This is a genomic window from Amycolatopsis endophytica (genome assembly GCF_013410405.1).
Taxonomy (GTDB): Bacteria; Actinomycetota; Actinomycetes; order Mycobacteriales; family Pseudonocardiaceae; genus Amycolatopsis_E; species Amycolatopsis_E endophytica.
Genome location: NZ_JACCFK010000001.1, coordinates 4,787,500 through 4,811,201, shown reverse-complemented (window position 1 = coordinate 4,811,201; position 23,702 = coordinate 4,787,500). Strand labels below are relative to the sequence as shown.

Annotated in this window: 19 protein-coding genes; 8 read left to right on the top strand and 11 right to left on the bottom strand. The window is 72.1% G+C overall.

Annotated elements, in window-relative coordinates:
• Window positions 1–11: 11 nt before the first annotated feature.
• From HNR02_RS23710 to HNR02_RS23675, 8 genes are read right to left on the bottom strand one after another with little or no spacing between them, the layout of a single operon-like run.
• Complete coding sequence (locus HNR02_RS23710) at window positions 12–1,619, bottom strand: FAD-dependent oxidoreductase (RefSeq protein WP_179775318.1); 1,608 nt, start codon at window positions 1,617–1,619, stop codon at window positions 12–14.
• Window positions 1,616–2,404, bottom strand: a complete 789-nt coding sequence (locus HNR02_RS23705) for an ABC transporter ATP-binding protein (RefSeq protein ID WP_312861110.1) — start codon at window positions 2,402–2,404, stop codon at window positions 1,616–1,618. The genes HNR02_RS23710 and HNR02_RS23705 overlap by 4 nt, the downstream gene beginning before the upstream one ends.
• Entirely contained in the window at window positions 2,401–3,417 is a 1,017-nt protein-coding gene (locus HNR02_RS23700; protein WP_179775316.1) for an ABC transporter ATP-binding protein, read from the bottom strand. Before HNR02_RS23700 ends, HNR02_RS23705 begins: the two co-directional genes overlap by 4 nt.
• Complete coding sequence (locus HNR02_RS23695; protein WP_179775315.1) at window positions 3,414–4,943, bottom strand: ABC transporter substrate-binding protein; 1,530 nt, start codon at window positions 4,941–4,943, stop codon at window positions 3,414–3,416. Before HNR02_RS23695 ends, HNR02_RS23700 begins: the two co-directional genes overlap by 4 nt.
• Before the next feature lie 27 nt (window positions 4,944–4,970).
• The gene (locus HNR02_RS23690) at window positions 4,971–5,843 is read right to left on the bottom strand and encodes an ABC transporter permease (protein WP_179775314.1); all 873 of its coding nucleotides are present in this window, start codon (window positions 5,841–5,843) and stop codon (window positions 4,971–4,973) included.
• Window positions 5,840–6,769, bottom strand: coding sequence for an ABC transporter permease (locus HNR02_RS23685; RefSeq protein ID WP_179775313.1), 930 nt, complete (start codon window positions 6,767–6,769; stop codon window positions 5,840–5,842). The genes HNR02_RS23690 and HNR02_RS23685 overlap by 4 nt, the downstream gene beginning before the upstream one ends.
• Window positions 6,766–8,871 (bottom strand): amylo-alpha-1,6-glucosidase, encoded by a 2,106-nt coding sequence (locus HNR02_RS23680; protein ID WP_179775312.1) that lies wholly within the window; start codon window positions 8,869–8,871, stop codon window positions 6,766–6,768. The genes HNR02_RS23685 and HNR02_RS23680 overlap by 4 nt, the downstream gene beginning before the upstream one ends.
• Window positions 8,868–9,944, bottom strand: a complete 1,077-nt coding sequence (locus HNR02_RS23675) for a LacI family DNA-binding transcriptional regulator (RefSeq protein ID WP_179775311.1) — start codon at window positions 9,942–9,944, stop codon at window positions 8,868–8,870. Before HNR02_RS23675 ends, HNR02_RS23680 begins: the two co-directional genes overlap by 4 nt.
• Before the next feature lie 200 nt (window positions 9,945–10,144).
• On the opposite strand from HNR02_RS23675, the gene HNR02_RS23670 reads away from it, so the two are divergent.
• From HNR02_RS23670 to HNR02_RS23660, 3 genes are read left to right on the top strand one after another with little or no spacing between them, the layout of a single operon-like run.
• Entirely contained in the window at window positions 10,145–11,089 is a 945-nt protein-coding gene (locus tag HNR02_RS23670) for a dihydrodipicolinate synthase family protein (protein WP_179775310.1), read from the top strand.
• Between the two features lie 7 nt (window positions 11,090–11,096).
• Window positions 11,097–13,172, top strand: a complete 2,076-nt coding sequence (locus HNR02_RS23665; RefSeq protein ID WP_179775309.1) for a golvesin C-terminal-like domain-containing protein — start codon at window positions 11,097–11,099, stop codon at window positions 13,170–13,172.
• The gene (locus tag HNR02_RS23660) at window positions 13,169–14,995 is read left to right on the top strand and encodes a glycoside hydrolase family 127 protein (RefSeq protein ID WP_179775308.1); all 1,827 of its coding nucleotides are present in this window, start codon (window positions 13,169–13,171) and stop codon (window positions 14,993–14,995) included. Before HNR02_RS23665 ends, HNR02_RS23660 begins: the two co-directional genes overlap by 4 nt.
• Here the strand turns inward: HNR02_RS23660 and HNR02_RS23655 are convergent.
• Window positions 14,925–15,551, bottom strand: a complete 627-nt coding sequence (locus HNR02_RS23655) for a TetR/AcrR family transcriptional regulator (RefSeq protein ID WP_179775307.1) — start codon at window positions 15,549–15,551, stop codon at window positions 14,925–14,927. The genes HNR02_RS23660 and HNR02_RS23655 overlap by 71 nt on opposite strands.
• Before the next feature lie 50 nt (window positions 15,552–15,601).
• Between HNR02_RS23655 and HNR02_RS23650 the strand changes: the two genes are divergently transcribed.
• From HNR02_RS23650 to HNR02_RS23635, 4 genes are read left to right on the top strand one after another with little or no spacing between them, the layout of a single operon-like run.
• Window positions 15,602–17,005, top strand: a complete 1,404-nt coding sequence (locus tag HNR02_RS23650; RefSeq protein ID WP_179775306.1) for an amidase — start codon at window positions 15,602–15,604, stop codon at window positions 17,003–17,005.
• A 10-nt stretch (window positions 17,006–17,015) separates the two neighbouring features.
• On the top strand, window positions 17,016–17,450 hold the full coding sequence (locus tag HNR02_RS23645; RefSeq protein ID WP_179775305.1) for a VOC family protein: 435 nt from the start codon (window positions 17,016–17,018) through the stop codon (window positions 17,448–17,450).
• Between the two features lie 50 nt (window positions 17,451–17,500).
• Complete coding sequence (locus tag HNR02_RS23640; protein ID WP_179775304.1) at window positions 17,501–18,652, top strand: acyl-CoA dehydrogenase family protein; 1,152 nt, start codon at window positions 17,501–17,503, stop codon at window positions 18,650–18,652.
• Between the two features lie 10 nt (window positions 18,653–18,662).
• On the top strand, window positions 18,663–19,502 hold the full coding sequence (locus HNR02_RS23635) for an HTD2 family dehydratase (RefSeq protein WP_179775303.1): 840 nt from the start codon (window positions 18,663–18,665) through the stop codon (window positions 19,500–19,502).
• 78 nt (window positions 19,503–19,580) lie between these two features.
• Here the strand turns inward: HNR02_RS23635 and HNR02_RS23630 are convergent, their stop codons facing one another.
• Both HNR02_RS23630 and HNR02_RS23625 read right to left on the bottom strand, forming a co-directional pair.
• Window positions 19,581–21,764 (bottom strand): acetate--CoA ligase family protein, encoded by a 2,184-nt coding sequence (locus HNR02_RS23630; protein WP_179775302.1) that lies wholly within the window; start codon window positions 21,762–21,764, stop codon window positions 19,581–19,583.
• Between the two features lie 4 nt (window positions 21,765–21,768).
• Window positions 21,769–22,941: an acyl-CoA dehydrogenase family protein gene (locus HNR02_RS23625; protein WP_179775301.1), complete on the bottom strand. Its 1,173-nt coding sequence runs from the start codon at window positions 22,939–22,941 to the stop codon at window positions 21,769–21,771.
• Between the two features lie 138 nt (window positions 22,942–23,079).
• On the opposite strand from HNR02_RS23625, the gene HNR02_RS23620 reads away from it, so the two are divergent.
• The gene (locus HNR02_RS23620) at window positions 23,080–23,688 is read left to right on the top strand and encodes a TetR/AcrR family transcriptional regulator (protein WP_179775300.1); all 609 of its coding nucleotides are present in this window, start codon (window positions 23,080–23,082) and stop codon (window positions 23,686–23,688) included.
• The last annotated feature ends 14 nt before the right edge of the window (window positions 23,689–23,702 follow it).

Sequence of the window (23,702 nt, the reverse complement as noted above, 5' to 3'; positions counted from 1 at the left end):
ACGGGCGATCCTCAGTACCCGCGGACCTCCGGCCACGCCAGCTCGAACCCGTCGGCCACCAGCTCGTCCTGGAACGTGCGCAGCAGCTCCTCGCGAGCGTGGACCTGGTGCGGCTCCAAGCCGTTCCCGGCGCAGTGGGCGGCCAGCGCTCCCGCCGCCTCGCCGATGTTCCATTCGACGGGGTGCAGCCGGTAGCAACCGTTGGTGATGTGCGTCGTGCCGAGGTTCTTGCCGCCCGCCAGCAGGTTGCGCAGCCGGACCGGCACGAGCGCGCCCAGTGGGATCCGGAACGGGCAGCTCGCGACGTCGATGTAGGTGTCGCCGCCGGTGGAGGGGTGCAGGTCGATCCGGTACATCCCGACCCCGACCGAGTCCGCGTACGGTTCGGCGCCCCGGTCACCGCGCACGGCCAGGGACAGGTCCTGCTCCACGACCGTGCGCAACGCCGTGATGCGACGGGACTCCCGGATGTAGGGCGCCTTCGCGAGGCCATCGGCCGTGCCCATCACGTCACCGCGCAGCCGCAGCCCGGGCCAGCCGGTGCCGCCGTCCGGGCGCGGCGCCTCGGTCTGCAGCCAGTACAGCATGGACAGGCTCAGTTCCCGCGCCCCGTCGAGGTGCTTGGCCTTCTCCTCCTCCCCCACGCCGATCAGCGGCCCGGGCAGGTAGTCGATCATCGGCCAGTTCACCAGGGTGATGTCGCTGGCGGCGAACCCGGGCCGCAGCGCCCGGCGCGCCAGGATGCGCCGGAACACCCACAGGTCCTTGTCACCGGGGTCCTTGCTCTGGTCGGCGACGACCGGTCCGGTGTCGGTGTTGGGGACGAAGGTGCGCTCGACGGTCTCCAGCGTGCGCGGATCGGGCGCGGTCAGGTCGAGCAGCGGGTTCGGCCAGCCCGGCGGCTGGTAGCGCACCCACGACGAGTAGCCCGCGGGCCGGTCGATCGTGTGGTCCTCGCCGTCGAGGTGGTCCACCGCGAACACCCACGAGAACGCCTGCATGTTCGACGGCTGGGCCTGCTCGGGCGCGCTCGGTTCCCCGGTCTGCTCCCGCGATTCGAACCCGGTCACGTGCTCGGCGCCGGCGAGGGGCAGCAGATCGCCCAGCTCGGTCGCGTCGACCACGAACCGGGCCGTCACCTCGCGCGTCACGCCCGCGGGCCCGGCCACCGTGACACCGGTGATCCGGTCACCGTCCACAGTGGCCGCGACCGGACGGTGGTGGTACCAGACCCGCAGCGACCCGGACGATTCCCAGGGCGCCAGCATCGCTTCGATGACCGCGGCCGCGACCCGCGGTTCGTGGCAGAGCCTGCTCACCCGTCCCTCGCCGGGGTTGAGGTCCACCCGCGCGCGGGCCTGCTCGGTCAGCGGATACCACCGGCGGTAGTGGTCGCGGATCGCCTCGCGCAGCGCGCGGTAGCTCGCGGTGCAGCCGAACTGCTCGATCCACGGGTGCTCGTCGGGCGGAACGCCCTGGCTGGTCATCTGCCCGCCCAGCCAGCCGGTTTCCTCGGTCAGCAGCACCGACCGCCCGCGCCGCAGCGCCGCCAGCGCCGCCGCCACCCCGCCCAGCCCGCCACCCACGACGAGCACGTCCGTCTTCGATTCGGTGGTCACCCGGTGCCTTCCCCTCCTGCGTCGTTCAGTTCCAGAGCCGCGTCCAGCAGACTGCGGGTGTACTCGTGCCGCGGTGCGCCGAGGACGTCCCCGGCCGGTCCCTCCTCGACCAGCTCGCCCCGCCGCATCACGGCGATCCGGTCCGCGATCTGGTGCACCACGCCGAGGTCGTGTGAGATGAACAGCATCGCCAGCTGGTGCCGCCGTCGCAGATCGACCAGCAGCCGCAGGATCTGCGCCTGCACGGAAACGTCCAATGCGGACACCGCCTCGTCGCACACCAGCAGCCGTGGCCGCACGGCGAGCGCGCGGGCGATGCTCACGCGCTGGCACTGCCCGCCGGACAGCTCGCTCGCGCGGTGCCCGGCCACCCCGGAGTCGAGGCCGACGTCGTCCAGGAGCTGGTGCAGCGCCGCCGTCCGGTCGCCCTCGGGAGCCGAGTCCGGATGCGTGCGCCACGCTTCGCCGACGATCGCGGCGACCGTCATCCGCGGGTTCAGCGACGAACGCGGGTCCTGGAACACCATCTGCACGGCCCGCTGGTGTGCCGCCGGCCGTCGCCCGACGGGCCCGAGCGGACGGCCGTCGAGCAGGACCGTGCCCGCGGTGGGCCGGACGAGCCCGGCGATCGTGCGCGCCACCGTGGTCTTGCCGGACCCCGACTCGCCGACCAGGCCGACGGTCTCGTCGGTGTCCACGCTCAGGCTGACGCCGTCGACCGCGACGAACACCGTGCGGCCGCGGCCGAATCCGACCCGCAGATCGCGGACTTCCAGCAACGTCACCGGTCCAGCACCTCCCCGGCGAAGTGGCACGCGCCCCACCGTCCGGGCGCGACCTCGCGCACCTCCGGCTGGTCGGTGCGGCACCGGTCGCGCGCCAGCGGGCAGCGGGGGTGGAACGCGCACCCGGCGGGCCGGTTCGCCGGGGTGGCGGGCGTGCCCGGCAGCGGGTGCGCCAGCGCGGTCCGGGTGCGCACGGCGGGGACGCTCTCGACGAGCGCGCGGGTGTAGGGGTGGGCCGGGGTCCGCAGGACCTCCGCGGTGGGCCCGCGTTCGGCGACCCGCCCCGCGTACATCACCACGACCTGGTGCGCCACGTGCGCCACGACCCGCAGATCGTGGCTGACCAGCAGCATCGCCAGCCCCCGTTCGTGCTGGACGCTCCGCAGCAGGCGCAGGATGCGCGCCTGCACGGTGACGTCCAGCGCGGTGGTCGGCTCGTCGGCCAGCAGCAGCGCCGGATCTCCGGCCAGCGCGAGCGCGATCATCGCGCGCTGGCGCAGGCCGCCGGAGAACTCGTGCGGGTAGTTGCGCATGCGCACCGGCGGGTCCGGCACCCCGGCCAGGTCGAGCAGCTCCAGGACCCGCCGCCGGACCTCGGCACGCGGCCGCCCGGCTCGCCGGAGGATTTCGCCCACCTGACGGCCGATGGTCTGGGTCGGGTTGAGTGCGGCCAGCGGGTCCTGGAAGATCATCGCGATCTCGTGGCCCCGCAGGCGCCGACGGCGCGCCGCCGGGAGCCGCAGCAGGTCGTCGCCACGCCAGCGCAGCTCTCCCCCGGTGCCCGCGCCGCCGGGCAGCAGGCCGATCACCGCGTTCGCGGTCATGGTCTTGCCGCTGCCCGATTCGCCGATCAGCCCGACCGTCGTGGCGGGCGGGATGTCGAACGACACCCCGTCGACCACCCGCAGCTCTCCGCGCGCCGAGGGCAGGTCGACGGTCAGCCCGTCGACCTCCAGCAGCGCCTCGGACACCGGGGCCGCCGGGACCACCTGCGCGGCCGCCGCGCGGCTCATGCCCCGCCGGCCCGGATGGAGGCGAAGTCGGGCAGGCCGTTGGGATCCGGTACGACCCCGCTCAGCGAGCTGTTCCACGCGTAGGCGTACTTGACGGCCATCGGGAACATACCGACCGCGTCGCCCCAGATGATCTTGCTCGCTTCGCCGTAGAGGCGGGTGCGCTCGCCCAGGTCCGGGGTCGCCACCGCGTCGGTCAGCAGCCGGTCCAGCTCCGGGTTGCAGTAGCCGGTGCGCTTGGCCGCGCACGGGTAGAGCCTGCCGAGCGTGTTGGATCCGTCGAAGGTCGGGTTGGACAGCTGCTGGAAGTTGATGTCCCAGTTCATCGCCAGCAGGTCGCTGGTGAACACGGCCTGTTCCTTCTCCCGCAGGTCGACCTGGACGCCGATCTTGGCCAGATCGGACACGACCGCCTGGTTGAACTGGCGGAACTCGGCGTTGGCGAACTGCAGCCGCAGCTTCGCCGAGAAGTCGAAGCCCGCCGCCTGCAGCGCCGCCTTCGCGGCGGCCGGGTCGTAGCGGACCGGCTGCTGCGGCACGTATCCCACGGTGACGGGGGACACCGGCGACTCGGACAGGGTGCCGGTCTGCGGGTAGAGCTGCTTGATGATCGTGGCGAAGTCGACCGCCTGCCACAGCGCCCGCCGCACCTCGGGCTTGGTCAGTGCCGGGACCGACGAGTTGAACCACATGGTGAACACCGCGGTGCTCTGTGCCGTTTGGACGGTCAGTGCCGGGTCCTGCTGCAGCTGGGGCAGCTGGTCGTCCGGGATGCCCCAGATCAGGTCGACCTCGCCGGAGCGCAGCGCGGTCAGCCGGGCCGCGAGCTCGGGCATCTTGCGCAGCGTCACGCGTTTCAGGGCCGGCGCGCCGCCGTAGTAGGTCTCGTTGGGCACCAGCACGACCGTGCCGGACGGATCGAACCGCTCCACCTTGAACGGCCCGGATCCGACGGGGTTCTTGAAGAAGGCCGGGTCCTCACCGGTCACGGTGCCCGGCACGACGTAGAACAACGCCAGCTTGTACGGGATCGCCGCGTCCGGTTTCGGCGACTTGAGCACCACCTCGGTCGGCGAGGTCGCGGTCATCGTGTCGCCGGTGAAGTTGTTGGCGTTCGTGCTCTTCAGTTCGAGGAAGCGGGTGAACGCGGCGACGACGTCGGCCGAGGTGAGGTCGCGCCCGTCGCTGAACGTGACGCCGGGACGCAGGGTGAAGGTCCACTCCGAGGCCGTCGGGTCGGCCTTCCACGTCGTGGCGAGGTCGCCTTCGAGCGTGCCGTCCGCGCGTGGTTTGACGAGCCTGCTGAAGATCTGCAACGACACCAGCTGGGTGCCGGTGCTGCCGCCGCCCGAGGGGCTGGCCGCGTCGAGGTTCTCGATCGCGTAGGTGCCGGCGACCGTGATCTCACCGTCGGCGGCACCACCGGCCCCGCCGGTGGTGCCGCATCCGGTGAGCGCCACCGCGGCCGACGCGAAGACGGCGAGCGCGACGCGGCGGGTCCTGCCCTTGCCGGGGATTCTGGTCATGAGCGTGTTCCTGTCTGCTGTGGACGGTTACCGGCCGACGTGGCCGCGCCCGTGCCGCGCGGTGAGCTGGTCGCCGAGGATTCCGATGTTGATGATCAGCAGCGACAGCGCGATGCCGGGGATGGCCGAGATCCACCAGGCCGTGGCCAGGTACTGCTTGCCGCCTGCGATGACCTGCCCCCACGACACGGCGGAGGAGGGCAGTCCGATGCCGAGGAAGGACAGGCCGGCCTCGGCGAGCACGATGAGCGCGAACTCCAGGGTGGCCAGCGCGATCACCGGCCCGATCGTGAACGGCAGGATGTGCCGCCACAGGATGGACAACCGCCCGACGCCCAGCACCCGCGCCGCGTCCACCCAGGGGCGTTCCCGGGTGGACAGTGCGACGGAACGCGTGACGCGGGCGAAGGAGATCCACGCCGTCGCCGACAGCGCGGTCACCACGACCAGCACGCTGCGCTCGAACGCGCCCGCGATGACGATGGTGAGCAGGATCGCCGGGAACGCGAGCAGGATGTCGATGCCGCGGGCCAGGATCGTGTCCGGCCAGCCCCGGAAGTACCCGGCGACGGCGCCGACCGCGACGCCGACGGCGCAGGACACCGCGACCGTCGCGAACCCGATGATCACCGACGTGCGCGCACCGTAGATCACCTGCGCGAGGACGTCCCGGCCCAGGCCGTCCGTGCCGAACCACGCGGTCCCGCCGGTGGACAGTGGCGATCCCGGCGCGAGCAGCCGGTCGTTGAGCGCCGTGCTGACCGGGTCGTAGTCGACGAGCAGCGGCCCGAACACGGCGACCAGTGCGTAGATCGCGAGCACCACGTGCGGGACGCGGCCGAACCAGCGGCCCGCGGCGCGGCGGCGTGGTGTGGTCGCGACGACGGCCTGCGCGGTCATGCCGCTCCCTCCAGCCGGATGCGCGGGTCGAGCTGCGAGTAGAGGAGGTCGGCGACGAGGTTGAACAGCATCACGACGCCCGCGATGAGGAACGCGGCCGCCTGCACCACCTCGTAGTCGCGGTTGGACACCGCGTCGACCACCAGCGTGCCGAGCCCCGGCCACGCGAACACGTTCTCCACCACGACCGCGCCGCCCATCAGCCCGCCCATGTGCAGGCCGACGACCGTGACCACCGGGATGAGCGAGTTGCGCAGCGCGTGCCCGAACAGCACCTGGTGCTGCGCCAGGCCCTTCGACCGGGCGGTGGCGATGTAGGGCTCGCGCAGCGTCTCCGAGACGCTGGTGCGGGTCAGCCGCGCGACGGTGGCGGTGAACGGCAGTGCCAGCGTGACCGCGGGCAGGACCAGGTGCGCCGGTGTGCCGGCGCCCGCGCTGGGCAGCGCGCGCAGGACGAGCGCGAAGACCAGGATGAGCATGATGCCCACCCAGAACGTGGGGAACGACTGCAACGCGATCGTGCCCGCCGAGACCACCCGGTCCAGCATCCCGCCGGCACGGGCCGCGGCCACCAGGCCGAGCGTGAGTCCCGCGACCACCGCGATGAGGGTGGAGAACAGCATCAGCTCGAACGTCGCGGGCAGCCGGCCGAACACCTCCGCCATCGCCGGGCCGCCCAGCCGGTAGGAGTCGCCGAAGTGCAGCCGGGCCACGTCGCCGAGGTAGCTCAGGTACTGCGCGATCAGCGGCCGGTCGAGGCCGAGTTTCGCGGTCAGCGCCTGCACCTGGTCCGGTGTGGCGTCCGGGCCCAGCAGGATCGTCGCCGGGTTGCCGGGCGCGACCCGCACGATCAGGAAGATCAGCGACGCCGCACCCCACATCACCAGTACACCGATCAGGAGCCGCTTGACGACGACGCGGATCACGACGGCCTGCCGAGGACGACTTCCCCGTCGGCCGCGGCGAGGGTGACCACGCCGCCGGGTTCGACCGCGACGCTGCTCCCCCGGACCGTCACCGTTTCACCGGCCGCCGCCGGAACACCGAGGGTGACCACTCCGCCGCCGGGGTTGCGGATCACCGCACGCACCATGTCGCCGTCGCGCGTGTAGTCCTCGATCACCACGTCGGCAGGCGCGTCCACCAGCGTCGAGCCGTCGAGCGTGACCCGGAACCGTCCGGCGGTGGCCTCGACGCCGAGCGGGCCTTCGCGCAGGGTGAGGTTGGTCAGCCCGGTTTCGCGGCCGGGGTGGGCGAAGCGCCACCCGCCCGCGCGGGGGTCGGCCAGCTGCTGCATCGCCAGGTAGGCCAGCAGGTTGCCCCAGCTGAGCAGGAAGTCCGACCGCGCCTCGAAGGGGTGGATGTCCTCATCCGGGCTGGAGAAGTAGTTCTCGTGCACGTGGCTGTGCTCCTCCCACTCCAGGCGGAAGATGCTCAGCAGCTCGTCGACGATGTGGCCGACCCGGTCGTCCAGCCCGTAGCGGCGCAGCCCCTCCACGACGAGGAACGCGATCGGGCCCCAGATGCGGCCGCGGCAGTAGTGCCGGTTGTAGCCGGGATCGCTGCGCGACACGCTGGGCAGCGGCGGCGATCCGCCGAGCAGGTCGGGCGCGAGCAACGTATCCACTGTCGCCAGGGCGCGTTCCGCGTCCGGCACACCGGCCAGCAGCGGGTAGAGCATCGTCGGAGCGAGGTGCACGTCGAACGATCCGTCGGCGCGCCGGTTGCGGTAGTGGCCGGCGTCCCCGTCCCAGAAGACCTCGTCGATCCGCTTGCGCGTGTCGGCCACTTCCGCGCGCAGCCGCTCGGCCGTCGCGGTGTCCCCCAGCAGACCGGCCATGTGGGCGAGCGCTTCGCCGTCCATCGCGTGCAGGGCGTTGAGACCCACGTCGGCCAGGTCCATCGTGTGGGTGTCCGGGTCGTAGCGGATCTCGTCGTACATCGGTGAATCGTCCAGCCCGGACTCGCGGCGCGTACTGTCCACCGTGGCCGATTTGGGATCGTCGGTCGGGTCCGAACCCCAGGCGAGCATGCCGTGCGGCCCCCGCCGGTCGCTGCTCCACCAGTCGTGCCAGCGCAGCAGCACCGGGTAGGTCTCGGTGAGCAGGCGCCGGTCGCGGGTCTCGTCGGACAGCCCGGTGCTCAGGTAGGACTTGAGGATCGTGTAGGCGCCCACCGGCGGCTGCGAGCGGTCGTCGGTGCGGCCGCGTTCGTCGGAGACGCGGTTGGGCACGAACCCGCGCTCGGTCACCTGCTCCAGGATCTGCTCGTGGATACCGCGCGCGTAGTCGTGCCCGATCCAGGTCGCGGTCAGCCCGCAGAAGAACGTGTCCCAGCCGTGCAGGGCCCAGGTGCCGTAGAAGCCGCCGCGGGCCTGGCACACGAAGTCCCGCGAGGTCGGCGTGATGACCCGGCCCAGATCGGTGCGGATCACCGTGTTCCAGGTCAGGGCCCGCTGGTAGCCCTCGGCGGCGCGGCCGAGCCAGCCGGAGCTGCCGATCGCCGCCGACTCGGCCCGCTCCCGCGCGGCGTCGAAGTCGAACTCCAGATCTTCGCCGGTGTCCCCGGCGGGCGCCCACGCGAACCGGTACGACGGTGCCGTGCCCAGGTCCAGCCGGGTGGCGCCGTCGTCGTCGTGCACGGTGGGAGCCACCGACATCGAGGTGCGCCACTCGGTGTCCGGCGGCGCGGCGGCGCCCGGCAGCTTGTCGACGATCAGGTGGACGGAATGACCTTCGGGGACCGGACCGGCCCATTCGGCCAGACCGCACAGGACGTCCTTGCGCGGATTGGTGAACACCAGCCGCAGGACGGCTTCACCGTGCCGGACGGTGACCTCGGCGTACTCGCCGTCGACCGTCTTGTGCCCGAGCCGTTCCAGGCCCTGCCGCCAGGTGAACCCGTCGAAGACCTCGCCGTCCGGAGTGCCGATGCCGATCCGGACGCGCAGCCCGGAGGGCAGGTGGGCCGCCGCGGTGTGGTACCGCACGTCCCACGTGTTCCAGTCGGTGGGGGCGGGTTGCGTCATGACTCTCTCCCGTTTCTGGGGGCTTCGCCGCCCCCGGCCGGTGGTCCCACGGTGGTGCCCGGCGCGAGCGGGCATTCGACGTTCTCGCTGACGGCCTCGCGGTCGTCGGCTTCGAGCAGGCGCACCAGCAGGCGGGTGGCCTGCCTGCCCATTTCCTCCCGCGGCACCACGAGCCGGGTCCAGTCCGTGCCGGTACCGCGCGCGCCCATCGTGTCGCCGAGCGCGACGACGCTGAGGTCGCCGGGCACCGACAGTCCCCGCCGGTGCGCGACGGCCAGGATCTCCTCGGCGAGAAGGTCCTGCTCGGCCACCAGGCCGGTGATGCCGCCGCGGCGCATCTCAGCGAGCAGGCCCTCGACGTCCTCGGTGGACTCCAGTGTCCACACCGGACCGGGCAGCCTGCGTTCGCGGCCCGACGGCACGGCCCGCCGGAACCCCTTTTCGCGGTCCCGGCTCGGTTGCAGGTCGCCGTCGCCGATCCGGGCGTAGGCCACGTGCTCGTGCCCGAGCCCGAACAGCCGCTCGGTGAGCTGTTGGGTGGCACTGGTGTAGTCGGCGGCCACATAGGACACCGGCGGACCGGACACCTCGCGGTGCCCGACGTAGACGAACGGGTAGCCGAAGTCGCGCAGCTGCTCGATTTCCTCGGTGTTGGGGTACCGGCCGAGCAGCAGCGCGCCGTCGGCCAGCGACAGCCGCGTGGTGCCGTCGCGGAAGATCTGCCGCTGCCCGCCCGCGCTGGTGAACAGCAGCAGGTCGTACCCCAGCTCCGCGGCCTGCTGTTCCATGCCGAGCAGGAACGGGAAGTAGAAGTCCACGCTCGTGGTCGGGAAGACCGGTTCGAACGTGTAGACCCCGATGATGCGGCTGCGGCCGCCGGCGAGCGAGCGAGCGGAGAGGTTCGCGACGTAACCCCACTCCCGCATCGCCGCGAGCACGCGCTGACGCGTCGCCGGACTGATCCGGACGTCGGAGTCACGGTCGTTCAGCACGAGCGAGACGGTGGCCTGGCTGACCCCGGCAAGCCGGGCGATATCGGCTTGCGTCGGCCGCCGGACCGGTCCGCGGTTCATCGTCCGTCCTCCCGCTAATTCGCCCCAGTGCGATGGTCGCAAAGTGTTGACCGCGAATCCCTGGCATGTCAAGGATCCTGGGCATACTTGGTGTCCTACTCGTTATCCGCCACCGTGCCGATTTTGCTAATTCCTATTAGCCCCTGGTCCCCCGCCCCGGCCGCGGTTAGCATCCGAACGACTTCCCGGAGGGAGTGCCCATGACGGCCACGTCCGACAGCTCCGACCACCTCGTCACCGGTGTGACGATCCCCCTGGTCACCGCGCTCGACCGGCGCGGGCGGCCCGATCCACCCGCCGTGCTCCCGCTGCTGGAGCACCTCGCCGCGGGCGGGATCACCACGCTCATGCTCGGCGGCACCAACGGTGAGGGGCCGCTGCTGACCGCCACCGAGGTGCGGGACTACGCCACGGAAGTGTCGGCCCAGTGGCGTGACCTGGCCGGGGAACCCGCCCGCATACTGGTGACCGTGCCGGGAGCAGGCACCCGGGACACCCTGCGGCGCCTAGAAATTCTCGATGACGTGCGCCTGGACGCCGTGGTCGCGCTCGCGCCGTTCTACTACCGGCACGGCCAGAGCGAGCTGCACCGGCACTTCCGCGAGGTGGCCACGCACGGCCGTCCCGTGATCGTCTACAACAGCCCCGGCTACACCGGGAACCCCGTCACCGCGTCACTGCTGCGCGGACTCCTGGACGAACCGGGGATCGTCGGTGTGAAGGACAGTTCCGGCGACGCGCGCCTGTTCGCCCGGTTCTGCGAGCTGGCCGGGGAACGGCCCGGGTTCGGGATCGCCCAGGGCGCCGAGCGGCAGCTCGCCGCCGGGCTGCGTGCCGGGGCGGCCGGGCTGGTCCCTGGCGTGGGCATGCTGGCGCCCGCGCTGTGCGCCGGGTTGTTCCGCGCGGCCGTCGCCGGTGACCACGCCACCGCCGAAGCCCGCCAGCACGACGTCGACCAGCTGACCGGGCTGTTCACCATCCGGCCGGGGGTGAGCGGGGTCGTAATCGTCAAGGCCGCGCTGGACCTGCTCGGCCTGTGCCCGCCGCACGCCGCCCCGCCGTTCCTGCCCTGCACGGAAACCGAGCTGGAGCAGGTGCGTGACCTGCTGCGGCACACCGTCCTCCACCCGGAGCCGTCCTCTTAGGAGCGTCATGCCCGTCAGCCGCCGGACGTTCGCCCTCGGCGTCGCCACCGCCGCCGCCGCGTCCGCTCTCCCCGCCCGCGCGTTCGCCTCCCCCACCGCCGCGCCCTTCTTCGCCGAGTCGACCCTGTGGGACATCACGGTCGACCCGCTGGCCAGCTACCACGTGCACGCGCTGGCGGTGCTGCCCGACGACACGATCATCGCCTGCACCGAGGGCCGTCACGAAACCTGCGACGCGGGCCCGCACGACCTGCTCATCCGCCGCAGCACCGACGGTGGGCGGACCTGGAGCGCGTCGCGGGCGGTCGCGGAGGCGGTCAACGGGGAGTGCTGGTCCAACCCGACCTTCGTCGTCGACCACGTCACCGGCGAAGTGTTCCTGTTCCACAACAACTGCGTGCGACTGCCCGAGAACACCAGTTGCTCCGCGGACTCCAGCACGGTGTACGTCACGTCGAGCACCGACGGCGGCGTGACCTGGAGCGCGCGCCGCGACCTGACCTCGTTGTTCGACCACTTCCCGTACGACTGGGCGATGCACGGGCCCGGACCGGGTCACGGGATCCAGCTCGACTCGGGCCGGCTTCTCCTGTCCGTCTCGCACCGCACCGTCATCACCGGCGTGCCCGCGGCCGAGCGCAACTACGGCGTGTCCACCGTGTACAGCGACGACCACGGCCGGACGTGGCTCTCCGGCGGGGAGATCCCGCTGGGCCCCGACCTCCCGGACGTCGGCGAGGCGCGCGTGATGCAGCGCCGCGACGGGGTTGTCGTGCTCAACAGCAGGCCCGGGTCCGGCCAGGACTGGCCGCGGGACATCGCGATCAGCACCGACGGCGGCGTGACCTGGGACGCGCCCGTCATGGACTTCAACGCCGGTCTGTTCAACGGCGTGGACACCAGTCTCGTCCGCTACACCGGCGGGCCGCGCAGCGCCGAGGTCGACCGGGTCCTGTTCAGCCATCCGGACGCGCCGATGCGGTGGAACATGACCGTCTCGGTCAGCTACGACGAGGGCGCCTCGTTCCGATACAGCCGCTCGGTCAACACCGGTCGCGGCTTCTACTCGGATCTGGCCGGCCTGTCCGACGGTACGATCGTCCTGCTCTACGGCTGCGACGGTGACCTCGACGGCAGTCCGGGCCGGGTGGCGGTGGCGCGGTTCAACCTGGAATGGCTGACGCAGGGGCGCGACAGCCTCGCCACCGGGCCGGACCTGACGCAGCGCGCCCTCGACCTCGGGCACCGGGCCCCCGGCGCCCGTCGCTCCGGCGGCATGGTCGAGGTCGTCCGGGAGACCGCCGCGTCCGCCGGGGCCCGCGCGGTGTACCGGCCCGGCGCGGTCGGCGACTTCCTGGAGTACACCTTCGCCTGCGGTCCCGACCGCGAGTACGAGCTGTGGCTGCGGCACCACCGGACGGCCGACGGCGGAGTGGTGCGCGTGACCGTGGACGGCGCCGCGCCGCGCGTGTCCACCGTGGACCTCACCTCCTACCGGGACGAGGGCTACGACGTGGTCCTGCTCGACCGGCTGCGCCTGCGGCCCGGCCCGCACCGGATCCGGTTCACGCTGGCCGGCCCCGGTCGCGGCGGCGGCACGGTCATCGGCCTGGACGAGCTGACCCTCGTGCGGGCACGGCACCAGCCCGACGTGCGCGAGGAGTTCACCGTGGACAACGGCGGCGGCCTGGGTTTCGAGGTCACCGGCACCTGGGCGAGCGGGCGGGGCGTGCCCGGGTACTACGGGTTCAACTACGCCTCGCACACGCGGGGCGACGGCACTGATGTGGCGCGGTGGCGCCCCGCACTGCCCGGTGACGACCGGTACGAGGTGCTGGCCTCCTACCCGGCCGCGTCCAACCGCGCCACCGACGCGACCTACGTCGTCCACCACGCCGGCGGGACGACACCGGTGACGGTCGACCAGACGGTGCCGGGCACGCCGCTGGTCCGCGGGGGCGAGTGGGTCTCGCTGGGCACCTTCCCGTTCCTCGGCGGCATCGGCGGTCATGTCGAGCTCAGCGACGCGGCGGACAACGTCGTCATCGCCGACGCCGTCCGGTTCGTCCGGGAGGCTCGATGACGCTGCATCCGCTGCCCGGAAGCCGCATCACCGGTGGTTTCTGGGCGCGACGGCGCGCGGCGAACCGGGCCGCGATCCCGGTGGGTCACCAGCGCCTCGCCGAGGCCGGGAACCTCGCCGCGCTGCGGATCGCGGCCGGGGAAACCACCGGGACCGCCGAGGGGGCCAGCTTCCGGGACTCCGATGTGTACAAGTGGATGGAGGCCGCCGCCCTGGAGCACGCGTACTCGCCGGACGACGCGCTGGCGGGCCGGCTCCGGGAGCTGACGCGGACCATCGCCGCCGCTCAGTGCGAGGACGGGTACCTCAACTCGGTGATCCAGGCGCGCGGCGAGCCTCGCTACGCCCGGCGCTGGATGAGTCACGAGCACTACTGCGCCGGCCACCTGTTCCAGGCGGCGGTGGCCTGCGCGCGAGCCGGGGAGACAGGGCTGCTGCGCGTCGCCACCCGGTTCGCCGACCACCTGGCCGCGACGTTCGGGCCCGATGGGTGGCCCGAGCTGGACGGTCACCCTGGCGCGGAGATGGGTCTGGTCGAGCTGTACCGGCACACCGGCGAGACCCGGTACCTCGCCCTGGCCCGGCACTTCGTCGGCTCGCGTGGGTCCGGCCGCGCCTCGAAACCGGGGTTCGACCCGTCGCACTACGCCGATCCCGCCCACTACGCCGACCGCGTACCGGTGCGTGAGGCGGCCACCGTCGAGGGACATGCCGTCCGGGCCGTCTACTTCGGAGCGGGCGCCACGGATGTCGCCGTCGAAACCGGCGATGCCGGGTTGCTGGCGGCGCTGCGAGGGCAGTACGACGCGATGCGAACGCGGAAGCAGCACGTCACCGGTGCCGTCGGGTCGCGATGGGACGGTGAGGCATTCGGTGGCGCGGACGAGCTTCCGCCGGACCGGGCCTACGCGGAGACGTGCGCGGCGATCGGCGCGGTGCGGTGGGCGTGGCGCCTGCTGCTGGCGACCGGTGATCCGGGTTACGCCGACCAGATCGAGCTGATGCTGCACAATGCCGTCCTGCCCGCGGTGTCCCTGGACGGCGCCGGTTACTTCTACGTCAACACGCTGCATCGGCGGACCGGCGCGCGCGCCGATGTCCAGCGATCCGCGGCGCACGGGCGCCGTCCGTGGTTCCACTGCGCCTGCTGCCCGCCGAACGTGATGCGGACGCTGGCGGGGCTGCCGGATCTCCTCGCGACCGGGTCCCGGGACGGCCTGGAAATCCACCTCTACTCCCCCAGCTCGCTGCGCGCCGGGGACTTCGCGGTGGACGTTTCGACCGCCTACCCCTGGGAAGGCCGGATCGTCGTCACCGTCCGGGAGGCGCCGGATCGCGAGGTGGAGCTGGCGCTGCGGATTCCGGAGTGGGCTTCGGGCTCCACAGTGGACGGAGCCGTGGCCGCACCGGGCACGTACGCGCGGGTGCGCCGGACGTTCCGCCCTGGCAAGCAGGTGGTGCTGAACCTGCCCCTGCACGCGCGCCTGCTGGTGTCCGCGAGCCGGGTGGACGCGACGCGCGGCTGTGTCGCGGTGGCGCGGGGTCCGCTGGTCTACGCGCTCGAAAAGCCGGACCAGGAGCCGGATGTGGTGCTCGAGGACATCCGGCTGGACCCGGCGGCGCCCCTGCGCGCCGAGCACCGTGCGGGCCTGCTGGACGGGGTGACCGTGCTGCACGGTTCCGGCACGGTCACGCCCGGCACTCCGCAGCGCCCGTTCGGTTCCCCGGAGCCACCCGCGCGGCCCACGGACATCACCCTGATCCCGTACTACGCCTGGGCGAACCGCGGCCCGCACCCGATGCGGGTGTGGATCCCGGTCTGAGCAGCCAGGACACCGCGTCGACGACGATGTCGGCCGGGACCTCGTCCGGGGCGAGCAGGTGCTGGATCAGCAGGCCGTCCTCCAGCGCGTGGATGATCAGGGCGAGGAACTCGGCATCGGCGTCCGGCGCGCCGGCCCGGACGCCCTCGGCGATCACCGTGCGCGCGAAGCGGTCGCGCTCGGCGACGAGCGGCCTGCTGTCCGGGTCTCGCAGCGCGTGCAGCACCAGCTCCAGCCGCAGCGCCAGCCATTGCGGCAGGTGTTCCGCGCGCTCGCGGTTCCACTCCCGCAACCGGCCGGCGGCGGCCTCGAAAGAGGCCCCCATCTCCCGGACCTCGCGCTCCTCGGCGCGGGTGCGTTCGAGCAGCAGCGCGCGCACGAGGTCGTGTTTGTCCGCGAAGTTGCCGTAGAACGCGCCCCGGCTGTACCCGGCGCGCTCGGCGATCTGCTCGACCGAGGTGCCGTTCACGCCGCGTTCGGTGAACAGCTCGGCGGCCGCCATGAGCAGGCGTTGCCTGGTGCGGGCGCGGCTTTCCGCGCGGCTCGGTCTGGCCATGCCCCGAATATACAGAGGCGTATTCGGATACAGGTGTGTATGTTCGCGGCGTGGACGAGATCTGGAACGCGAGCGCCGCGGACATCGCCGGTGCCGTGAGACGGGGCGAAACGACCGCGCGGGAAGTCATCGAGGCCCACCTGGCCCGGATCGACGAGGTCAACCCGCTGATCAACGCGGTGACCGTGCGGTTCGCCGAACAGGCGCGGGCGGAGGCCGACCGCGTGGACCGGCTGGTGCGTTCCGGTACCGGCGCGGGCCCGCTGGCCGGGGTGCCGTTCACGGTGAAGGAGAACATCGACGTCGCCGGCCACCCCACCACACACGGCGTGCCGCACTTCGCGGACGCGGTCCCGGCGGCCGACGCTCCACCGGTGCGGCGGTTGCGGGCGGCCGGGGCGATCCCGGTGGGGCACACCAACATGCCGGACCTCACGATCGGCGGGAACGTCACGGTCAGCCAGCTGTTCGGCGAGACCCGCAACCCGTGGGGCACGATCCGCACGCCGGGCGGCACCAGCGGCGGCGACGGCGCGGCCACGGCGTCCGGGATGACCGCGCTCGGGCTGGGCAACGACTCCGGCGGCTCGGTGCGGCTGCCCGCGATGTACTGCGGGGTCGCCGCGCTCAAGCCCAGCCACGGCCGGATCGCGACGGACCACCGCATCGGCGGGCAGGACCCCACGCTCGCCGCGCAGGTGTTCCCCGTCGACGGCCCGATCGCCCGCACCGTCGCGGATCTCGGGCTCGCGTTCGGTGCGCTCGCCGGGACCGATCCGGCCGACCCGCGCACCGTTCCCGCGCCCGTCACGGGACCGGAGCTGCCGAAGCGGGTGGCGGTGTGCGCCGACCCCGCCGGGCTCGGCGTGCACCCGCAGGTACGCGAGCAGATCCGGCGAGCGGCCGACGCGCTCGCCGACGCCGGGTACGAGGTGACCGAGGCCGAACCGCCGCGCCTGGCCGACGTGCTCACCAGCTACGGCACGCTGATCACCGCCGAGTTCGGCCTGCGCTGGCCCTCGATCCGCGCGCTGCTGACCGACGAGTCCGCCCGGCACATGGAGCTGTCGATGGCGCGGCAGCCGCCCGCGGATCTCGAAGGCTACCTGGCGGCGACCGCCACCCGGTTCGGCGCGCAGCGGGACTGGGCCGCCTTCGCCGGGCAGTATCCGCTGATCCTCGGTCCGGTCACGACCGAACGGCCCTTCGACGCCGACCCGTCCGACGCCGACGCGGCACTGCGGATCATGCTCGGCATGCGGTTGTGCACGGCGACCTCGTGCCTCGGCGTGCCCGCCGTCGCCGTCCCCACCGCCGTGGTCGACGGTCAGCCGCTCGGGGTGCAGGTGATCGGCCCGTGGTACCGGGAGGACACCTGCCTGGCCGCGGCGCGGGTGCTGGAGTCCCGCTTCGGCACCTTCACGCCCGTCCGCGCCCCGGTGCTCGACCGTTAGGGTGGGTCCCATGGCCTCGGTCAAACAGGTGCAGATCACCTTCGACTGCGCGGACCCCGAGCGCGTCGCCCGGTTCTGGTGCGAGGTGCTCGGCTATGTCGTACCGCCGCCGCCGGACGGGTTCGACAGCTGGGACGCCTACGACCGGTCGCTGCCACCCGGGCTCCAGGGCGCGGGGTTCGTCTGCGCCGACCCTGCCGGTGCGGGCCCGCGCCTGTATTTCCAGCGCGTTCCCGAAGGCAAGGTCGTGAAGAACCGGCTGCACCTCGACGTGCGCGTCGGAACCGGCCTCGTGGGCGAGGAACGTCTCGCCGCCCTCGAATCCGAATGCGCCCGTCTGGAACGGCTCGGTGCGAAACGCCTGTATCTCCAGCGGGCCGACGAGTACAACGAGTCGTGCCTGACGATGCAGGACATCGAGGGCAACGAGTTCTGCCTCGACTGAGCGGCATGACCCGGTACCCGCGCCGCGGATCCCGGAGGGGAGGACACCCGATGGACGGGTTGAGTGACGAAGAGGCCGCGATCGTGGCGGTGGCGGGTGACTGGGTCGACCGTGAGGTGCGGCCGGTCGCGCGAGAGCTGGAGCACGGCAACACCTACCCGGAGAAGCTCATCGAGCAGATGAAGCGGATGGGCATCTTCGGTCTGGCGATCCCCGGGCCGTGGGGCGGCACGGCCGTCTCCGCGCAGTGCTATGCCGCCGTCACCGAGGAACTCGCGCGGGGCTGGATGAGCCTGGCCGGGGCGATGGGCGGGCACACCGTGGTGGCCAAGCTCCTGGTCACCTACGGGACACCGGAGCAGCAGGAGAAGTACCTGCCCCGGATGGCCACCGGTGAGGTGCGCGCCACGATGGCGCTGACCGAACCGGGCGGTGGTTCCGACCTGCAGGCACTGCGCACGCACGCCCGCCGCGACGGCGACTCCTACGTGATCAACGGGTCGAAGACGTGGATCACCAACGCCCGCCGCTCGGATCTCGTGGCACTGCTGTGCAAAACCGATCCGCACACCGACCCTCCGCACAAGGGCATCAGCGTGCTGCTGGTCGAGAAGGTTCCCGGATTCTCCGTCTCGCGCGACCTGCCGAAGCTGGGCTACCAGGGTGTGGAGAGCTGCGAGCTGTCCTTCGACGAGGTGCGGGTGCCCGGGACGGCGCTGCTGGGCGGCGAGGAGGGCCGCGGTTTCGGGCAGATGATGCGCGGCCTGGAAATCGGCCGCATCCAGGTCGCCGCCCGCGCGCTCGGCGTCGGGCGCGCGGCACTGGAGGATTCCCTGCGCTACGCCCAGGAACGGGAGACCTTCGGCAAGCCGATCTGGCAGCACCAGTCCATCGGCAACTACCTCGCCGACATGGCCACGAAACTCGAAGCCGCCCGTCAGCTGGTGCACCACGCCGCGCGCCGCTACGACTCCGGGGACCGCGCGGACCTGGAATGCGGGATGGCCAAGCTGTTCGCCTCCGAAACCGCGATGGAGATCGCGCTGAACGCCGTGCGCATCCACGGTGGCTACGGATATTCGACGGAGTTCGATGTGGAGCGCTACTTCCGCGACGCGCCCCTGATGATCGTCGGCGAAGGCACCAACGAGATCCAGCGCAACGTCATCGCCAGGCAACTCGTCCAGCGCCACCGCATCTGAGGAGAAGGTCGTGTCGCACCCCGGGCCGTCCGGCGAGGTCGTCCAGCGCACCGAACTTCTCCTCCCCGGGCCCGCGAAGGCACTGGGTGCTCTGCTGGACGTCCCGGTGCCGGATCTCGACCGCGGCGAGGGACTTCCCCTGCTGTGGCACTGGTTCTACCTGCTCGACCACCCCGCGCAGGCCGACCTGGGCCCGGACGGGCACCCGGTGCGGCACTGCGTGCCCGCTCCCCCGGGCCCGGACCGCCGCCGCATGTGGGCGGGCGGCCAGGTGCGCGCACGCGGTGCCCTGCGCTGCGGTGAACGCGCGACGCGGCGCACGCGAGTGCGTTCGGTGCAGGAGAAGCAGGGCCGGTCCGGGCCGCTGACGTTCGTCGCGGTCGAGCACCTGATCGAGCAGGGCGGGCACGTCGTGGTCGAGGAGCGGCAGGACATCGTCTACCGGCCGGCGTCCTCCGCGAACCCGACCGCGCCGGAGGGTGCGCCGATCGTCCCGGCCGCCGACGGAGACTGGGCGCTCGACGTGTCGCCGACGCTGCTGTTCCGGTTTTCCGCCCTGACCTACAACGCGCACCGGATCCACTACGACCGCGACTACGCGCGCGACGTCGAGGGGTATCCGGGGCTGCTGACGCACGGCCCGCTGCAGGCGCTCGCGATGGCCGAGGCCGCGCGCGCCGCCGGCTGCGGCGGCGACCAGGTGCTGGACTACCGGCTGGTCTCGCCGCTGTTCGACCACCAGGGCCTGATCGCCCGCGCCGAGGAGGGCAGCGGCGAAACGGCGACCGCGGTGCGCGACATCCACGGACGCCGGACCGCGACCGGAACCCTGCGGAGCGAGGGCCGGTGACCGTCGAACGATCAGCAGCCGCAGGGCTTCGGCCCGCGCCGCGTCCCGGTCGCCGACGCGCTGGGTGAGCGAGACCTTTCACTCCGGGCCCGCACCCATGCCCCTGGTCTCCTCCACCACGACCCACCAGCCGCCGCGCCCCTTGGACGGACCGCGGCGGCGGTGGTGTCCCCAGGACCAGGTGATCAGCGCGTCCAGCGCCTCCACCTCCGGCCCGTTCACCAGCAGCGGGTTGACCTCCAGCGCGGCCAGCCCCGGTCCGAGCCGCAGCGCCAGGTCACCGATCGAGGCGATGACCTCCGACAACCGCCGCAGATCGGCCGGCCGGGTGCCGCGCGCGCCGGTCAGCAGGCCGTGGCCGCGGAGTTCGGCCAGCGCGCCGCGCACGTCGTCCGGGGTCACCGGCAGCAGCCGCAACGCGCTGTCGCGCAGCACCTCCACCCACACCCCGCCCAGGCCGACCGCCAGGGTCAGTCCCCACGCGGGATCGCGCACCACGCCGACGAGCAGCTCCACCCCGCCCCGCCGCTGCGGCTGCACCAGGGTGGCCGCCCCGGTGATCCCGTGTGCCGACAACGCGCCGATCACCTCGCGGTGCGCCGCTCGCACGTCGTCCGGGCCGGTCAGGTCCAGCCGCACTCCACCGAGGTCGCTCTTGTGCCCCAGGCCCTCGGCGGCCGCCTTGAGCACCACCGGATAGCCGAACCGCCCGGCCGCGGCGACCGCTTCCGCCTCATCCGCGGCCTGCTCGGCGGGTACCACAGGGATCCCGTGCCCGGCCAGGAAACGCGCCGCACGGTGCTCGGCCCACACCTCGCCCGGCACCGCGGCCACCGGCAGCGGCGACAGTGACCCGGGCGGCTCGGTCACCACGTTCGCCGACCACCGCACCACGTTTCCGATCGCGGTCATCCCGTGCTCGATGCCGCCCGCCACGTACGGGAACCCGGTCTGCCCCTGCACATAGCGGCCGAATTCGGTGATGTCCGCGAGCACGTTGCTGACCACCACCACCGGCACCCGCGCCCGCCGGATCCGCTCGGCGGTCGCGCCCGCGACCGTGAGCGTCACCGACGGATCGGCCGGGGTCACGCGCGGCAGATCGTTGAGCAGCAGCACCGCGTCGATGCCGGGATCGTCGGCCACCACCTCCAGCGCACGGCCCAGCAGGGTCCGGTCGACCACCACGTACCCGGTGACGTCCAGCGGGTTCTGCACGGTCGCGAAGTCCGGCACGATCGCCTCCAGCCGGTCGACCGTCTCCGGCGCGAACGCGGGCAGTTCCAGGCCCTCCTGCTCGGCCCGGTCCGCGATGATCTCCGACGCGCCACCGGAAGGCGTGACCACCCCGAGCCGCGGTCCGCCGACCCGCCGCACCTCGGCGAACAACCCGGCGGTGATGATCAGGTCCTCCAGCGAGTGCACCCGCACCACACCGAGACGGCGGAACGCGGCGTCGATCACCCGGTCGTCGCCCACCAGCGCGCCGGTGTGCGCCTGCGCGGTGTTCGACGCGAGCGCGCTGGTGCCGATCTTGAGCGCCACGACCGGTTTGCCCGCCCGCGCCGCGCGGCGGCACACCCGCGCGAACTCCTCCGGATGCCGCACCGACTCCAGGAACAACGCGATCACCGACGTGTCCGGATCGTCCACCAGGTAGGACATGACGTCGGTGACCGAGACCATCGCCTCGTTGCCCATCGAGGTCAGCAGGCTCAGCCCGACGTTGCGTGCCTGCGCGAACGCCAGCACGGAGCTGGCCAGCGCACCGCTCTGCAACACGACCCCGACGGGCCCGGACAGCAGCGGCGCCGGGATCGGCAGCCCGTACGGAGTGGTGGAGCCGGCGGCGTTGATGTAGCCGTTGCCGTTCGGCCCGAGGACGGTCAGGCCGTGCTCGGTCGCGAACGCCACGACCTCGTCCTCCAGCCGCTTGCCCGCCGGGCCGGTCTCGCCGAACCCGGCGGTGAGCACCACGTAGTTGCGGATTCCCAGTTCCGCGCCCTCCCGCAGCACCGACAGCACCGCGGTCGTGGGCACCATGACATAGACCAGGTCGACCGGTTCCCCGATGGCCGACAGGCTCCGGTGCGCGGGCTCGCCGTGCACCACCTCCGTGCGCGGGTTGACCAGGTAGACCTTGCCCGCGAACAGGTGATTGCGCAGGTTGTCGAAAGTGGACAGTGACCAGCCGGACTTGTCGGTGGCGCCGACCAGCGCGATGGAGGCCGGACGGAACAGCTCGCGCAGCGATCGCGTCATGCGGTCACTCCCCGATCCCGCCGAGCCGCGCGTGGCCCTTGAGCAGGTTCCGCGCGATGGTCCGGCGCTGGATCTCGTCGGTGCCCTCGAAGATCCGCAGCAAGCGCAGCTCCCGGTACCACCGCTCGATCGGCAGCTCCTTCGTGTACCCCATCCCGCCGTGGATCTGCAGCACCCGGTCGACCACCTGGTTGGCCATCAACGCGCCGTTGAGCTTGGCGATCGAGGAGGCATGACGGGCGTCCATGCCGCTTTCCACGCGCCACGCCGCGTACAGCGTGAGCCATTTGGTCGCCTCGATCTCCACCTGCGAGTCCGCGATCTGCCACTGGATGGCCTGGTACTCGGCGATCAGGTGGCCCATCGACTGCCGGATGTTCGCGTAGTCGATCGCCATCTTCAACATCCGTTCCGCCGCGCCGATCGCCCGCGCCGGGATGAGGTAGCGGCCCTGGCCGATCCACCGCATCGCGAGGTCGAAGCCGTGGCCGACCTCGCCGAGCACGTTCTCCGCGGGCACCCGCACGTCGTCGAACACCAGTGCGGCCGGGCCCCACTGGCCCATCGTCGGGATCGGCTCGGACTTCCAGCCCATGTCGCGGTCGGCCAGGAAGCAGGTGACGCCGCCGTTCGCGCCCTTGTCGGGGTCCGTCACCGCGAACACCATGACGAAGTCGGCCTCGTTGCCACCGGTGATGAAGACCTTCTCGCCGTTGATCACCCAGTCGCTCCCGTCGCGCACGGCGCGGGTGCGGATGTTGCGGGCATCCGACCCGGCGCCGGGTTCGGTGATGGCGAAGCACGACCGCCGCTCGCCCTCGATGGTGGGCACGAGGTAGCGCTGCTTCTGGTCCTCATTGGCGAAGTAGAGGATGTTGTCCGCGGTACCGCCGAAGCTGAACGGGACGAACGTGCGCCCGGTCTCCATGGCCACGATCGCGGCCATCACCGCGCCCAGGTTCATCCCGCCGTACTCCTCGGGCGTGTTGACGCCCCAGAAACCGGCCCGCCGGGCCTTGGCGCGCAGCTCCTTGAGCACGTCGGCGTCCAGGCCGGGCCGCCCGGCGCGCTCATTGCGCAGCACCTCCTGTTCGAGCGGCACCACCTCGCGGTCGACGAACGTGCGCACGGTGTCACGGATCTGTCGTTCTTCGGTGGAGAGCGAGAAGTCGACCATGGACGGAGTCCTCTCTGCGCTGAGAGATTTCTAGAACCGAACTCTAGGAATAGAGTCAGATTGGTCCCCGCGGCGCCGCGGTGTCAAGACCATCACCCGAACCGGACTATCATCGTCGGGAACAGCGAGGAGGCGCGCATGCCACGGAAGTCGAGCGGCAACGCCTGGCAGTGGAGCCGGACCGCGGAGACGCGGCGGGTGATGCTCGCCGCCGCGCGCGAGGTGTTCTGCGAGCAGGGCTTCGCCGAGGCGAGCATCGCCGAGGTGGTGCGGCGGGCCGAGTCCAGCGTCGGCAGCCTCTACCACCATTTCGGCGGCAAGACCGAGCTGTTCCTGGCACTGTGGGAGGACCACCAGACCGCGCACGAGCACGCGGCGGCGGCCGCGGTGGCGAAGGCGCGGGCGGGCGGCGAGGAGGACCCGCTCGACCTGTTCATCGTCGGCGCGCGGGCGTTCCTCGACGGATCGTGGCAGCGGCGAGACCTGTCCCGGCTGTTCATGGACGGCGACGCCCCGCCCGGGTTCGAGCTGATGCGCCGCACCCGCGGCCGGGAATGGGTACGGCAGAACGCGGTACTGCTCGGCAAGGGCACCAGCTCGGTCGACCGGCTCACGGTGGCGGTGCTGACCAGCATCATCGGCGAGGCGGGACGCGAAATCGCGACGTCGTCGTCCAAGCGTGAGGCCAACCGGATCACCGACGCCGCGATCGTGCTCATCCGGCGGATCAACCCGCTCGACGTCTGAGCGCGTCCAAACAG

Excerpts from the sequence above, each read along its gene's own strand:
- HNR02_RS23700 (WP_179775316.1), bottom strand. The coding sequence starts at position 3,417 with ATGAGCCGCGCGGCGGCCGCGCAGGTGGTCCCGGCGGCCCCGGTGTCC.
- HNR02_RS23695 (WP_179775315.1), bottom strand. The coding sequence starts at position 4,943 with ATGACCAGAATCCCCGGCAAGGGCAGGACCCGCCGCGTCGCGCTCGCC.
- HNR02_RS23690 (WP_179775314.1), bottom strand. The coding sequence starts at position 5,843 with ATGACCGCGCAGGCCGTCGTCGCGACCACACCACGCCGCCGCGCCGCG.
- HNR02_RS23680 (WP_179775312.1), bottom strand. The coding sequence starts at position 8,871 with ATGACGCAACCCGCCCCCACCGACTGGAACACGTGGGACGTGCGGTAC.
- HNR02_RS23675 (WP_179775311.1), bottom strand. The coding sequence starts at position 9,944 with ATGAACCGCGGACCGGTCCGGCGGCCGACGCAAGCCGATATCGCCCGG.
- HNR02_RS23670 (WP_179775310.1), top strand. The coding sequence starts at position 10,145 with ATGACGGCCACGTCCGACAGCTCCGACCACCTCGTCACCGGTGTGACG.
- HNR02_RS23665 (WP_179775309.1), top strand. The coding sequence starts at position 11,097 with ATGCCCGTCAGCCGCCGGACGTTCGCCCTCGGCGTCGCCACCGCCGCC.
- HNR02_RS23660 (WP_179775308.1), top strand. The coding sequence starts at position 13,169 with ATGACGCTGCATCCGCTGCCCGGAAGCCGCATCACCGGTGGTTTCTGG.
- HNR02_RS23655 (WP_179775307.1), bottom strand. The coding sequence starts at position 15,551 with ATGGCCAGACCGAGCCGCGCGGAAAGCCGCGCCCGCACCAGGCAACGC.
- HNR02_RS23645 (WP_179775305.1), top strand. The coding sequence starts at position 17,016 with ATGGCCTCGGTCAAACAGGTGCAGATCACCTTCGACTGCGCGGACCCC.
- HNR02_RS23640 (WP_179775304.1), top strand. The coding sequence starts at position 17,501 with ATGGACGGGTTGAGTGACGAAGAGGCCGCGATCGTGGCGGTGGCGGGT.
- HNR02_RS23630 (WP_179775302.1), bottom strand. The coding sequence starts at position 21,764 with ATGACGCGATCGCTGCGCGAGCTGTTCCGTCCGGCCTCCATCGCGCTG.
- HNR02_RS23625 (WP_179775301.1), bottom strand. The coding sequence starts at position 22,941 with ATGGTCGACTTCTCGCTCTCCACCGAAGAACGACAGATCCGTGACACC.
- HNR02_RS23620 (WP_179775300.1), top strand. The coding sequence starts at position 23,080 with ATGCCACGGAAGTCGAGCGGCAACGCCTGGCAGTGGAGCCGGACCGCG.